This is a genomic window from Lysobacter arenosi (assembly GCF_016613475.2).
Lineage (GTDB): Bacteria > Pseudomonadota > Gammaproteobacteria > Xanthomonadales > Xanthomonadaceae > Lysobacter_J > Lysobacter_J arenosi.
In genome coordinates, this window is the sequence record NZ_CP071517.1 from 3,118,764 (window position 1) to 3,132,956 (window position 14,193).

The following is a 14,193-nucleotide window of genomic DNA, read 5'->3' on the forward strand; positions in this document are numbered from 1 at the left end:
TTCCCCCTGGCCCGGGGCCGGCTCGTCGGACTCTCTCCGTGGCGACGCGCCGTCCTCCGGGCCGATTTTTTTGCTCCGTGACACCTCGGTTCGCCACCCTCTCCTGAGCCGCCGCAATGGCTGGCAGTCACCGCCCGCGCTGGGCTAAGGTGACCAAATGAGCGACGACACCCCCCCCCCGCCGCAGCGCTCGCCGTTCCGCGGCATCCCCGACCTTGCCGATCTCAACGCGCTGTCCAAGGGCACCGCGATGGAACCGCTGGGAATCGTCTTCACGCAAATCGGCCCCGACTTCGTCCGCGGCACCATGCCGGTTGATGAGCGCACCCGTCAGCCCTACGGGTTGCTGCACGGCGGCGCCTCGGTCCTGCTGGCCGAGACCCTGGGCAGCAGCGCCGGCAATCTGTGCGTCGGCAGCGACGAGGTCTGCGTCGGCATCGAGATCAACGCCAACCACCTGCGCGCCGCGCGCGACGGCATCGTCACCGGTACCGCACGACCCATCCACGTCGGCGCGCGCACCCAGGTCTGGGACATCCGCATCGAAGACGAGCGCGGCCGCCTGGTCTGCATCTCGCGCCTGACCCTGGCGGTGGTGGCGCGCACCTAGACCTAAGGTCTAACCGGCTCTTTATTGACGTCGCCAGTCGAAGGGCCGCAGTCTTGCCCCGCCAGCGAAAGCGCCTGGCGTGGGGATCATGGAGACGGCCTTGGACACAGCAGTGCGTGCGGTGCGACCGCGCAGGAAGGGCATCTGGGCAGGACTGGTGGCAGTGGGCCTGGTGACAGGCACCGGCGCCGTCGTTGCCGCCGACGATGGCAGCGTCCATCCCGAGCTGTGGCCGAAAGTGGCGCGCGCCGTACCGCTCGACCGCGCGATGGAGCGCCGCATCGACAAGCTGCTGGCGACGATGACGCTGGAAGAGAAAGTCGGGCAGATCGTCCAGGGCGACATCGCCACGCTCACCCCCGATGACGTTCGCAAGTACCGCCTCGGTTCGGTCCTGGCCGGCGGCAACTCCGACCCCGGCGCCAAGTACAACGCACCGCCCGAGGCATGGCTGGCCCTCGCCGATGCCTTTTACGAAGCGTCGATGGACACCAGCGGCGGCGGCAAGGCGATCCCGATCCTGTTCGGCATCGATGCCGTGCACGGCCAGAGCAACGTTGTCGGCGCAACCGTCTTCCCGCACAACGTCGGCCTGGGCGCCGCGCGCGACCCCGCGCTGATCCGCGAGATCGGCCGCGTCACCGCGATCGAAACCCGCGTCACCGGCATGGAGTGGGCGTTCGCCCCGACCGTGGCGGTGCCGCAGGACGACCGCTGGGGTCGCGCCTACGAAGGCTATTCGGAACAACCCCAGGTGGTGGCCGCGTACTCGGCGGCGATGGTCGAAGGCCTGCAGGGCAAGCCCGGCACGCCGGGGTTCCTCGACGGCCAGCATGTGATCTCCTCGGTCAAGCACTACGTCGGCGACGGCGGCACGGCCGAAGGCAAGGACCAGGGCGACAACCTCGCCAGCGAACAGGTACTGCGTGACGTGCACGCGGCCGGCTATCCGCCGGCGGTGGCGATTGGCGCGCAGGCGGTGATGACCTCCTTCAGCAGCTGGCACGGCATCAAGCTGGCCGCGAACAAGGGCCTGATCACCGACGTGCTGAAAGAGCGCATGAACTTCGACGGCTTCGTCGTCACCGACTGGAATGCCCACGGCCAGGTGCCGGGCTGCAGCAACGATGGCTGCCCGGCGGTGGTCGTCGCCGGCATCGACATGTTCATGGCGCCCGACACCTGGAAGGCGGTCTACGAAAGCACGCTCGCCGCCGCACGCTCCGGCGAGTTGCCGGTGGCGCGCCTGGACGACGCCGTGCGCCGCGTGCTGCGGGTGAAGTACCGCCTGCACCTGTTCGACGCCGGCAAGCCTTCGCAGCGCCCGATCGGCGGCAAGTTCGAACTGCTCGGTGCACCGGAGCACCGCGCCATCGCCCGCCAGGCCGTGCGCGAATCGCTGGTGCTGCTCAAGAACGCCAACCGCGTCCTGCCGCTCGATCCCAAGCGCAACCTGCTCGTCGCCGGCGACGGCGCCAACGACATGGGCAAGCAGAGTGGCGGCTGGACACTCAACTGGCAGGGCGTGGGCAGCACGCGCGCCGACTTCCCCAATGGCCAGACCATCTGGGAAGGACTCGACAGCGCCGTGCGCAGCGCCGGTGGCCACGCCGAACTGGCGATCGATGGCCGCTACACGCGCAAGCCCGACGCCGCCATCGTCGTGTTCGGCGAGGATCCCTATGCTGAGTTCCAGGGCGACATCCCGACGCTTTGGTACAAGCCCGGTGACGATCGCGACCTCGAACTGATCAAGCGCCTGAAGGCCGAAGGCATCCCGGTGGTGGCGGTGTTCCTCAGCGGCCGGCCGTTGTGGATGAACCGCGAAATCAACGCCGCTGATGCATTCGTCGCCGCCTGGTTGCCGGGCAGCGAGGGCGGTGGCATCGCCGACGTGGTGCTGCGCGGCAGCGACGGCAAGGTCGCCCACGACTTCAAGGGACGACTCGGCTTCTCCTCGCCGCGTCGCGCCGACCAGTACATCAACAATGTCGGCCAGCCGGACTACTCGCCGCAGTTCGCCTTCGGTCATGGCCTGGGTTACGGCGACGACGGCAACCTGGCGAACCTGTCGGAAGAGCCGGGCGTTTCGGCGGCGATGGGGCGGCCGGGCGTGTATTACGCCCGTGGCGTGCTGACACCGGGAATCACCATGCGCCTGCAGGGCGCGAGCGGTGCGGCGGTCGATGCACCGACATTGCCGGCCGCGTCTGCCGACGGCAGCATCAAGGTGCGTGGCGTGGACCACATGGCGCAGGAAGACGCGCGCCGTTTCGAATGGTCCGGTGCCGGCACGGCGACCGTGTCGCTGCATTCCGATGCCGCCAAGGAACTCGTTCGCGAGACCAACGGCGACGTGATGCTGGTGCTGACCGCGCGCGTGGATTCACCGGCGCAGGGCGATGTCTCGATCGGCGTGGGTTGCGGCCCGGGTTGCGGTTCGACGCTGCCGCTCGCCGACACCCTCGCCAGCCTTGAACCCGGGCGCTGGACCACGCTGGGCATCCCGCTCAAGTGCTTCCAGGCCGCCGGCGCCGACATGAGCAAGGTCGACACCTTGCTGACCTTGAAGGCCAAGGGACCCAGGCAGCTGTCGCTGTCGAAGGTTTCGCTCGGTGCGCAGGGCGATGCCGAGAAGGTGATGGCCTGCGCGCTGAAGTGAACCATCCGCGCAATTGATCCGTGCAGGAGCCGTCCGGCTCCTGCACGAACCAGCCAGGCACTGCGTAATCCGCACGATCGAACGTAACGGCCATTCATCGCCGCAACATCCACCCACGTATGGCGAAACATCGCTGGCCGCGGCGACATCGCTTCGGTATCGTGCCATCAATGAATGCGCCGTCCCCCCATGCCGGCGCGACGGCGCCGACCGCGGCGCCCGCCGCGCGCGTCCTCCGTTACCTCGTCCGCGTGCCACTGCTGCTGTGGCACGTCGTCGTCGACCTGCCGCTGGTGTTGCTGCTCGGTACGCCACTCACCGCCGGCGTGCGCGTCGGCAACGAGCGCCTGGACCATCGCGCGATCCGCGCCTGGTCGGCCGGCCTGATGTGGATCTTCGGCTTCCGCCTGCGCCGTTTCGGCGAACCGCTGCAGGGCGCGGCGATGTTCGTCGCCAACCACGTCAGCTGGATCGACATCGAGACCCTGCATAGCCAGCGCATGATGGGTTTCGTCGCCAAGCGCGAGATCGAAGGCTGGCCCCTGGTCGGCTGGCTGGCAGCGCGCGGTGAAACCATTTTCCATTCCCGCGGCAGCACCGAATCGCTCGGCGGCGTGCTGCACGAGATGCTGGCGCGCCTGCGTGCCGGCCGCTCGGTCGGCGTGTTCCCCGAAGGCGGCACGCGCGGCGGCCGCGAGATCGGCCCGTTCCATGCGCGCATCTTCCTGGCCGCGGTCGAGGCCGGCGTGCCGGTGCAGCCGGTGGCGTTGCGCTATGGCGAGGGCGGCGAAGCCCAGCACATCGTCGCGTTCCAGCCGGGCGAGAGCTTCCTGGGCAATTTCGTGCGCCTGCTTGGTGAGCCGACGCGACTGGCCGAAGTGCATTTCCTCGCGCCGATCGCCCCGGGCGAGGCCGACGGACGTCGCCGTATTGCCGATCTGGCCCGATCGCGAATTGTCGAGGCCATGACGGCTTGAGTTGTACGTTTACATCGTCATGGCAATCGTAAATTAGTGGGCGCACTCGAAATCGTATGGCTATGGTCCGAGGCATGCTGACCGCCGCCGACTACCGACCGCCACGCTGGCTGCGCAACGCGCACGTCCAGTCGGCGCTCGGTTCCAGCTCGCTGCGCCGTCGCCACGGCGAACGCAGCCTGGCCGAACTGGGCGCGGTCAGCACCGAACACCTGATCGACGCCGGCGATGCCCGCCTGCACGGCCTCCACAGCGCCATGCCCGACCGCGAATCGCGCGGCCTGGTGCTGCTGCTGCACGGCTGGGAAGGCAGCGTCGACTCCAGTTACATGCGCCTGACCGCAGTGCAGCTGCTCAAGGCCGGTTTCGAGGTGTTCCGCCTCAACTTCCGCGACCACGGCAACACCCACCACCTCAACGAGGGGCTGTTCCACTCAAACCGCATCGACGAGGTCCTGCGCGCGGCGGTGGAGGTGTCCAGGCGCTTCCCGGGACAGTCGATGGCCGTGGCCGGCTATTCGCTCGGCGGCAACTTCGCCCTGCGCCTGGCGCTGCGCGCGCCGGCGGCGGGCCTGGAGCTGGCCCACGTCGCCTCGGTCTGTCCGGTGCTGGACCCGGCCCGGACCATGGAGTCGATGGAGAACGGCCTGCCGCTCTACCTGTGGTACTTCGAGCGCAAATGGCGCGACTCGCTGGCGCGCAAGCGCGAGCTGTTCCCGCAGGTCCATGCATTCGACGACCAGGTGCTGGGCCTGCGCATGCGCCCGCTGACGCAGTGGATGGTCGAGCGCCACACCGAGTTCGGCACGCTTGAACGCTACTTCGACGGTTACTCGATCGCCGGCGACCGCCTGTCCGCGTTGCAGGTACCGGCCAGCATCCTGATGGCGCAGGACGATCCGGTCATCCCGGTCGACGGCTTCCATGCGCTGACCCTGCCCGGGAGCGCGCAACTGGAGATCGCCCCGTGGGGCGGCCATTGCGGCTTCCTCGAGGGCGCCAGCCTGGACGGCTTCGCCGAGCGCTGGATCGCCCAGCGCATGCTCGACGCTGCCGGCTAGCCCGCCAAGCCCCTCGAATCAGGCTGAAAACCCGGTCCTGCAAGGCGGGCCGGGCGCCTTGTAGCCGCTACAATCGCGCTTTCGCCTGAATCATCGAGCAGTCCATGTACGAACCGATCATTGACGCCCTGCGCCGCGGCGCGGCCAGCGAAGCGCTCACCGCAGCGCGCGAGGCCATCGCCGCCCAGCCGCAGGACGCCAACGCGCACCGCCTGCTGGCCGCCGCCCTGCGCCTGGACGGCGATCGCGAAGGCGCGCTGGCCGCCATCGGCCAGGCCATCGAACTGACGCCGGACGATGCCAACCTGCACCTGGAGCGCGCCGGCCTGCTGCTGAGCGAACGCCAGATCGACGAAGCCCAGGCGGCGCTGGCGCGCACCACCGGCCTGGACCCGAACCAGTTCCCGGCCTACATCATCCAGGCCCACCTTGCGATTGCCCGCGGCGACCTCGCCGAAGCCGATCGCCTGGTCCGCACGGCCGCCCGCATCGCCCCGGAGCATCCGCACGTGGCCGCGGTCGAAGGCACGCTGGCGCTGCGTCGCGGCGACGCTGACCGCGCCCTGTCGATCCTCAGTGGCGCCGCCGAGCGTGCGCCGGGCGACGCCCAGCTGCGCCATGCGCTCGCCTTCGCCTACCTCGGCAAGGGCCATCACGCCTTTGCCGAGCAGGCCTTCCGCAGCCTGCTCGAAACCGATCCGACCTCGCGTCCGCTGCGCCTGATGGTGGCCAACCTGCTGCGCCTGCAGTCGCGCCCGGCCGAGGCCGCCGACGAGCTGGTTCCGCTGCTGGAAGGCGAGACCGCCACGCCGGGCATGCACCGCCTGGTCGGCGAGCTGGAACTCGATGCCGGCCGCACCGAACTCGCGCTGCCGCGGCTGCGCACCGCCTTCGCCGCGCAGCCGCTGGATCGCCGCAACATCCTGGCGCTGATCGAAGCCTGGCGCCGCCTGGAACGCCTCGACGAAGCGCGTGAGACGCTCGACGCGACGCTGGCCGAGCACCCGCAGGCACCGGACCTGTGGCGCGCGCGCCTGCTGTTCGAGGAATTCGCCGGCGACCAGGCGCGCGAAGTGATCGCGCGCTGGCGCAAGGCGATGCCCGACTACATCCCGGCACTGGAGGCGCAGTCGACCCTGCACGACCAGACCGGCGAGCACGACCAGGCGTTCGCCATCGCTCAACGCATCACCGAGCTGCAGCCGGGCCACACCCTGGCCGAGCTGCGCATCGTCGACCAGCTGCTGCGCACCGATCCCGATGCCGCGATCCTGCGCGTGGAAGGCCTGCTGGCACAGGCGCCGGACCCGAGCGTCAAGCGCAGCCTGCGCCAGCTGCTGGGTCGCTGCTTCGATGCCGCCGGCCAGCCCGATGCGGCGGCCGCCACCTGGGCCGAATTGCACGCCGACGTCGTCAGCGAGCGCTTGCCGCTGCCGGAGCCGAGCAAGCCGATCACGCAGTGGCCGGAGTTGGCGCCGCTGCCGGAACCGGCACCGGGCATGCTGCTGCTGTGGGGCGCACCGGGTTCGCTGGTCGAATACATCGGCGCCACCCTGAAGCACTCCGGCGCGCCGCTATTGGTTGACCGCTTCGGCGCGCAGCCGCCGACCGACCCGCTGCAGCGCTACAACACCGTGGCGGGCCTGGTCGACGGCACGCTCGACCCGGCCTACATGGTCAGCCTGTGGCGTGCGGCGCTGCCCTCGCGCGGCATCCAGGACGGCAACGTCTTCGACTGGCTGCTGTGGTGGGACAACGCGCTGCTGCTGGGCCTGCGCCCGCACCTGCCCGAGGCCGTGCTGATGGTCGCCGTGCGCGACCCGCGCGACATGCTGCTGGACTGGCTCGCCTTTGGCGGCCCGGTGCCGCTGGCCCTGGCCTCGCCGCTGGAAGGCGCGCGCTGGCTGGCCCGGACCATGGATCAGATCGCCGAACTCAACGAGCAGGACCTGTTCCCGCATCGCCTGATCAAGATGGACGACGCCAATCCGACCGGCGTCGCCCAGGCCGTCGCCGATGCACTCGGCGCGCGCGTGGCGGTGGTTCCGCAGGAACAGATCGGACCGCCGCATTTCGCCGCAGGTCACTGGCGCCGGTTCAAGGACGCCCTGGCCGAGGAGTTCGCGGTACTGGCACCGGTGGCGCAGCGCCTGGGCTATCCGGCGGAATAAGGTCGGCCAAACAAGCCCGCCGACGAAGGTCGACTTCGTCGTATGGCAGTCCGGTGCGGTGGTGGCGTAGCCTGCGCGGACATTGCACCCGGACCCGACCGGCCCGGCAAGGAGGACCCCCATGTACATCCGCAGTGACAGCTTCGAGCACCGCCAGCGCATCCCGGCGGAATTCGCCGCCGGCCAGGCCACCGCCGACGGCTTCGGTTTTGCGCCCAACCGCAATCCGCACCTGGCTTGGGGCGATGCCCCGGCGGGGACGAAATCCTTCGTGCTGCTGTGTGTCGATCCGGATGTGCCGACCGAGCCGGAGATGGTCGGCAAGCCCGGCGTGCTGATTCCGTCGGAGCAGCCGCGCTGCGACTTCGTGCACTGGGCGATGGTCGACATTCCGACCAGCGTCAGCCAGATCGTCGCCGGCAGCTGCAGCGACGGCGTCGTGCCGCACGGCAAGACCCGTCCGGCCGGTCCGGAAGGCGCGCGCCAGGGCATGAACGACTACACCGGTTGGTTCGCCGAGGATGCCTCGCTGGCCGGCGACTGGTTCGGCTACGACGGCCCGTTCCCTCCGCCGAACGACCTGCGCCTGCACCGCTATTTCTTCCGCCTGTTCGCGCTCGACATCGACCACCTGCCAGTGCCGGACCGCTTCACCGCTGCGCAGGCAACCAAGGCCATGCACGGACACGTCCTGGACGAAGTGGCGATCTACGGCACGTACTCGCTCAACGCCAGCGTCAAGGATTGAACGTCAGGGACTGACTCCTCACCCGCCAACACGGGCACGCCATCGCACAGGGGAGTTGCGATGCAATACCAGGAAAAACTGGAGTCGCTGGTCGAGGCCGTGCAGCAGCTGTCGCTGGCACGCGACCTCGACAGCGTGGCGACGATCGTGCGCGCCACCGCGCGCACACTCGCCGGCTCCGACGGTGCCACGCTGGTCCTGCGCGATGCCGGCCAGTGCTACTACTACGACGAAGACGCCATCTCGCCGTTGTGGAAAGGCCAGCGCTTTCCGCTGAGCCAGTGCATCAGTGGCTGGTGCATGCTCAACCGCAGCGCGGTCGCCATCGAGGACATCTACGCCGACGAGCGCATCCCGCACGCGGCCTATCGTCCGACGTTCGTGCGCAGCCTGCTGATGACGCCGATCCGCACCATCGAGCCCATCGGCGCGATCGGCAGCTACTGGGCGCAGCACCACGCCCCCAGCGCGGACGAGACGCACCTGCTGCAGACCCTCGCCAATGCCACCTCGGTCGCGCTGGAGAACATCCAGATGCACGCCGAGCTGGAGCAGCGCGTGCTCGACCGCACCGAGGAGCTGGCGCGCACCAACCAGTTGCTGCGCGAGGAAATGCTCGAGCGCGAACGCGCCGAGCGCGAGGTGCGCCTGCTGTCGCTGACCGACGAGCTCACCGGCCTGCACAACCGCCGTGGCTTCCAGGTGCTGGCGACGCAGGAGCTGGAAGTGGTGCGGCGCCTGCACCAGCCGTGCCGGCTGATCTTCATCGACCTTGACGGCCTCAAGCAGGTCAACGACCGCCACGGCCATGCCGCCGGCGACGTGATGATCCGGCAGGCGGCGGAACTGCTGCGCGTGGTGTTCAGCGAAGCCGACGTGCTCGCGCGCTGGGGCGGTGACGAGTTCGCCGTGCTGGCGCTGGACGCGCTCGACGAATCGACCGTGCGACGTCGCGTCGAACTGGGCCTGAAGCAGTTGGCGGCCTTGCACGCCAACCGGCCTTATGCGCTGTCGCTGAGCGTGGGCGTGATCGATCCGGCGGACACACCGGGCGCCAGCCTCTCCGAACTGCTGATGCAGGCCGACGCCGCGATGTACGCGATCAAGGCCGGCAAGCCATCGCGCGTGCCGGCCTGAGTCGCGCTGCGCTTTACTTGGCCTTTGCGGCGGTGACGTTCTCCGATTCGACCACCATGTCGAGTACATACGCGATCGAAGAGCCGTCGGCCGGCGGGTTCTTGATCGTGTAGCGCTTCACCCGCACGACATTGCGCACGCCGTCGGTGTGCTCGTAGCCCTCGATGTCCTGGTACAGCGCCTGCCAGTCGCCGGGCGTGCCGGTCTTGATGCCGCGATCGTCATAGTGGAGCTCGCGCACCTGCAGGCATTGCTTGTTCGGGATCAGCGGGTGGCTGCAGGGCTTGGCCTGGGCGGCGACTTCCAAGAACGCGGTCTCGCCCGAACCGCCATAACGCGTCTCGGCCGTGGGTTCGCCGCGGAACGTCAGTACCTCGCCGTCGGCGGAAGTCAGCGTCAGTTGCGGCTCGGCATCGCTGCGCAGCGCGATCGTCTGCGCTGCCTCCAGGCGCTTGCCGATGGCCTGGTCGAGTGCCATCAGCTTCGGATCGGTGCAGGCCATCAGCGTCGCGGCCATGCGCGCCACCTGCAGGCGGTCACCGCTGATCGTGTAGCCGCCGCCCATGCGGTTGCAGGCGTTGCCGACGCTGACGCGACCGTCGCGGAAATCCAGCTGCAACGGTTTGTCGGCGCGGGCGAACAGCGCCTCGATGCGCTGGCCCTTGGCATCGACCGCCTGCTCAAGCTGCCAGTGTTGGCTGGCCAGCGCGGCCTGGTCGATCGACGCGGCGGGTGCACTCGTCGCCACCGGTGCCTGAGTGGCGGTTGGCGTGGTTGCCTCCGAAGGGGTCGGCGCCTTGGCGCAGGCGGCGAGGGCCAGGGGAAGGGCAAGCAGCATCAGTCGGTTCATTGCGGTCTCCATTGCGGGTGCCAATGGGAACGCAAGACGACCTAAAACGGGGTGAAGGCGCGCGAAGGCGCGCCGGTAAGGATTCAGCTTCCGGTCGGAACCAGCAACAGCAGCGCCGCGCCCAGCACGAAGCGATAGATCGCGAACGCGGTGAAGCGATGGCTCTGGATGTAATGCAGCAGCCACTTCACCGCCACGAACGCGGTGATCGCCGAAGCGACGAAGGCCACCGCCAGCGCGGTCCAGTCCTCGTGCGCGGCCTGGCCGTTGCCGATCACGTCCATCAGTTCGTACGCGGTCGCCGCGAACATGGTCGGGATGCCGACCAGGAACGCGAACTCGGTGGCCGCCGCACGCGAGGTCGTGCCGGCCAGCAGCGCGACGAAGATCGTCGCCGCCGAACGCGACGTGCCCGGGAACACGCCGGCCACGACCTGGGCAATGCCGACCAGGATCGCCACCGTCCAGGTGATCGCAGCGCGTTCGCCGAGCTTGGCCGCGCGCTTGGCGGCGAAATGCTCGGCCGCGATCATCCACAGGCCACCGAGCACCAGCGCCCATGCGATCGGCGTCACCTGGTCGGGCAGTTCGAAGCCGAGCTTCTTGACCACGATGCCGAGCACCGCGGTCACGCCGAACGCGGCGGCGAGCTTGAACGCGTAGTCGCGCGCCTGCGCCGGGGTCAGCGCCATGCCGGCCGGGCTGTGCCCGGCGCTGGCGCCGCGGCCGATGAAGCCCATCGCCAGGTCCCACAGGCGTTGCCGGTAGATCAGCACCACCGCGAGGATCGCGCCGGCCTGGATCGAGATGTTGAACAGATCGCTGCGGTGGCCGAGCCAGCGTTCGGCAATCAGCAGGTGGCCGGTGCTGGAGATCGGCAGGAACTCGGTGATGCCTTCGATGATGCCGAGCAGCAGCGCGGCGAGCAGATCAGTCATGCAATGGGCCGTCGGAAGTGTGTGGGGGCGGGGTTCGCGCGACGCGGCAGCATACCGGATCGGCATTTGCACCCGGTTGAGGCATCGAGAGGCCGGCAAGGCCTGACGCCCAGTCGGTTCGGGCCGTGGCGTCGCGTGAAGAGCCGCGAGGCCTCATATCTCAGAACAATCTGATTCCTCGGTTGGCGCAGAGGTACCACCATGTGACGACTGAATCACACCTTGACCAATGGGCCGGAGCAGGATCAGCCGTGCTTGCGCTGGCTTGCCAGGATCCTGTTCACTTCCAGTGTTAGCCCTCATGACCAATCCCTGCAATCGCCGCTTGCGGGCCTGCTTCGTCGCCTTGTGCCTGGCCATGGTTTCGCAAGGAGCCGCGGCCATCAGCTGTTCCGCTCCACTGCCAATCACGGTCAATATCCCCAGTGTTTCCGTTCCGAGCAGCCTCCCGATCGGGCAGGCCATCCCGGGCGCGCTGGCCAGCTACGCAATCCCGGTGAACTGCATCAACGGCCCCCCTGCTGCCGGCAGTCGCTGGTATCTGACCAACAACGGTGGCCAAGGAGGATTCAACCTGTACCCGGGATTCACCGACGTCTACACCTGGGGCGGCATGAGTGGGGGGCTTGGTTTCCGCTTGCGTGACGCCAGCGGAAACATACTGGCGCCCATCGACTACCAATATTCCAGATCTACATTCAATCTGGGCCCCGCCAGCGCTGGCGCAAACACCCTCCAGGGCTCTTTCGAACTGGTCAAAGCCGCGAGCATCGTCGCGCAGGGCAGCGGCACCTTGCCGACGTCAGCCCATATACCCAACCAAGCATGGGCCAACGGCGGCTCCGCCGGCAACAGTACCATCCGCCTTCAATACACGATTCTGCCAACGCCGGTTGCATCGTGCAGTGTCACCCAATCCAACATCTCGGTGGCGCTGGGCACCGTCAGCGGCTCGTTGCTGCCGAGCATCGGTGCGACTTCCAACGCTGCCCCGTTCAACATCTCGCTGAACTGCGAAAGCGGTAGCAATGTCAGGATCAGCATGACGGACGCGACGCTGCCGTCCAACGAGTCCACCACGCTCACGCTGTCCGCCGCGTCCACCGCCTTAGGTGTCGGTGTCCAGATGCTCTACGCAGGCGCACTGGTCAAGTACGGCCCAGCGCCCAACTCATACACCACCAGCTCGGTTCCAAGCACCAACAGCATCAGCCTGGGGGTGCAATCGGGCGCGGTGCAGATTCCATTCCAGGCTCGGTTTGTCCGGACAGGCAGCACAGTGGGCGCCGGCACGGTGCAGGCGCTGTCAACGTTCACCCTGTCGTACCAATAGGCACACGCAGTCGGTGCGGATTGCGCGTCGGAGTACGGGCCGAGCACGTGCAACAGTTCATAGCGCGACGCGGCGGCATACCGGATCGGCGCCTGCACCGGATTGAGGCATTAGTCCTTCCTGGCGCACCACAATGGTGCGATCTCGTGCCCTCGCTGCCAGCGCCTGCTTGAAAATCAATGCCTTACGATGCTGCAAAAGTTGGCACGGTCATTGCGTTCGTATAGACAAGTGCGGCCCACGCGGCCGGCTTTTCCCGAATTGTCATTCCCCTGTCCCGGAGTACCCATGTCGCTCGAACACGTAGAAAAGCTGATCAAGGACCACAAGGTCGAATTCGTTGACCTGCGCTTCGTCGACATGCGCGGCGTGCAGCACCACGTGACGTTTCCGAAGTCGATCGTCGAGCCGGGCCTGTTCGAGGACGGCAAGATGTTCGACGGTTCCTCGATCAGCGGCTGGAAGGGCATCAACGAGTCCGACATGGTCCTGCTGCCCGACGCCAGCACGGCGTTCCTGGACCCGTTCACCGCCGACCCGACGCTGGTGCTGACCTGCGACATCCTCGACCCGGCGACCATGCAGGCCTATTCGCGCGATCCGCGCGGCGTCGCCAAGCGCGCCGAGGCCTTCCTCAAGTCCAGCGGCATCGCCGACCAGGCCTTCTTCGGTCCGGAACCGGAATTCTTCATCTTCGACTCGGTCCGCTTCGCCAATGAAATGGGCCACACCTTCTTCCACATCGACTCGGAAGAAGCGCACTGGAACTCCGGCCGCGAATACGACGGTGGCAACACCGGCTACCGCCCGATGGTGAAGGGCGGCTACTTCCCGGTCGCACCGCTCGACTCGCTGCACGACCTGCGCGCCGAGATGTGCAAGACGCTGGAACTGGTCGGCATGGAAGTGGAAGTGCACCACCACGAAGTGGCCAACGCCGGCCAGTGCGAGATCGGCACCAAGTTCAACTCGCTGGTGAAGAAGGCCGACGAGCTGATGACGATGAAGTACGTCATCAAGAACGTCGCCCACCGCAACGGCAAGACCGCGACCTTCATGCCCAAGCCCATCGTCGGCGACAACGGCAGCGGCATGCACGTGCACCAGTCGCTGGCCAAGGGCGGCGTCAACCTGTTCACCGGTGACGGCTACGGTGGCCTGTCGCAGATGGCGCTGTGGTACATCGGCGGCATCTTCAAGCACGCCCGCGCGCTCAACGCCTTCACCAACTCGGGCACCAACAGCTACAAGCGCCTGGTGCCGGGTTACGAAGCACCGGTGATGCTGGCCTACTCGGCCCGCAACCGCTCGGCCAGCTGCCGCATTCCGTTCGTGTCCAATCCGAAGGCGCGCCGCATCGAGATCCGTTTCCCGGATCCGATCCAGTCGGGCTACCTGACCTTCGCCGCGCTGATGATGGCCGGCCTGGACGGCATCAAGAACCAGATCGACCCGGGCGCTCCGAGCGACAAGGACCTGTACGACCTGCCGCCGGAAGAAGAGAAGAACATCCCGACCGTGTGCCACAGCCTCGACCAGGCGCTGGAAGCACTCGACAAGGATCGCGACTTCCTCAAGGCCGGCGGCGTGTTCACCGATGACTTCATCGACGGCTACATCGCGCTGAAGATGCAGGAAGTGACGCGTTTCCGCGCCGCCACGCACCCGCTCGAATACCAGATGTACTACACCGTCTGACGCCTTGC

11 protein-coding genes are annotated in these 14,193 nt (G+C 67.8%); 9 read left to right on the forward strand and 2 right to left on the reverse strand.

Annotated elements, in window-relative coordinates:
• Window positions 1-250 precede the first annotated feature (250 nt).
• From HIV01_RS14360 to HIV01_RS14390, 7 genes are all read left to right on the forward strand, one after another.
• Window positions 251-610: a hotdog fold thioesterase gene (locus tag HIV01_RS14360; protein WP_245157008.1), complete on the forward strand. Its 360-nt coding sequence runs from the start codon at window positions 251-253 to the stop codon at window positions 608-610.
• Window positions 611-698: 88 nt separating this feature from the next.
• Complete coding sequence (locus tag HIV01_RS14365; protein ID WP_207526981.1) at window positions 699-3,272, forward strand: glycoside hydrolase family 3 protein; 2,574 nt, start codon at window positions 699-701, stop codon at window positions 3,270-3,272.
• A 170-nt stretch (window positions 3,273-3,442) separates the two neighbouring features.
• Complete coding sequence (locus HIV01_RS14370) at window positions 3,443-4,249, forward strand: lysophospholipid acyltransferase family protein (protein ID WP_200608187.1); 807 nt, start codon at window positions 3,443-3,445, stop codon at window positions 4,247-4,249.
• A gap of 77 nt (window positions 4,250-4,326) precedes the next feature.
• Window positions 4,327-5,310, forward strand: coding sequence for a YheT family hydrolase (locus HIV01_RS14375; RefSeq protein WP_200608596.1), 984 nt, complete (start codon window positions 4,327-4,329; stop codon window positions 5,308-5,310).
• Window positions 5,311-5,414: 104 nt separating this feature from the next.
• A complete protein-coding gene (locus HIV01_RS14380) occupies window positions 5,415-7,481 on the forward strand; it encodes a tetratricopeptide repeat protein (RefSeq protein ID WP_200608189.1) in 2,067 nt (688 codons plus the stop codon).
• A 121-nt stretch (window positions 7,482-7,602) separates the two neighbouring features.
• The gene (locus HIV01_RS14385) at window positions 7,603-8,229 is read left to right on the forward strand and encodes a YbhB/YbcL family Raf kinase inhibitor-like protein (protein ID WP_200608190.1); all 627 of its coding nucleotides are present in this window, start codon (window positions 7,603-7,605) and stop codon (window positions 8,227-8,229) included.
• A gap of 60 nt (window positions 8,230-8,289) precedes the next feature.
• Complete coding sequence (locus HIV01_RS14390) at window positions 8,290-9,366, forward strand: sensor domain-containing diguanylate cyclase (protein WP_200608192.1); 1,077 nt, start codon at window positions 8,290-8,292, stop codon at window positions 9,364-9,366.
• A 13-nt stretch (window positions 9,367-9,379) separates the two neighbouring features.
• Here HIV01_RS14390 and HIV01_RS14395 read toward each other — a convergent pair whose 3' ends face one another.
• The gene (locus tag HIV01_RS14395) at window positions 9,380-10,216 is read right to left on the reverse strand and encodes an META and DUF4377 domain-containing protein (protein WP_200608194.1); all 837 of its coding nucleotides are present in this window, start codon (window positions 10,214-10,216) and stop codon (window positions 9,380-9,382) included.
• Between the two features lie 83 nt (window positions 10,217-10,299).
• Window positions 10,300-11,154, reverse strand: a complete 855-nt coding sequence (locus HIV01_RS14400) for an undecaprenyl-diphosphate phosphatase (RefSeq protein WP_200608196.1) — start codon at window positions 11,152-11,154, stop codon at window positions 10,300-10,302.
• Between the two features lie 301 nt (window positions 11,155-11,455).
• Here HIV01_RS14400 and HIV01_RS14405 point away from each other — a divergent pair, with 301 nt between their 5' ends.
• Together HIV01_RS14405 and glnA are read left to right on the forward strand one after the other, a co-directional pair.
• The gene (locus HIV01_RS14405) at window positions 11,456-12,487 is read left to right on the forward strand and encodes a fimbrial protein (RefSeq protein WP_200608198.1); all 1,032 of its coding nucleotides are present in this window, start codon (window positions 11,456-11,458) and stop codon (window positions 12,485-12,487) included.
• 288 nt (window positions 12,488-12,775) lie between these two features.
• Window positions 12,776-14,185, forward strand: a complete 1,410-nt coding sequence (gene glnA, locus HIV01_RS14410) for a type I glutamate--ammonia ligase (protein ID WP_200608200.1) — start codon at window positions 12,776-12,778, stop codon at window positions 14,183-14,185.
• Window positions 14,186-14,193: the final 8 nt, after the last annotated feature.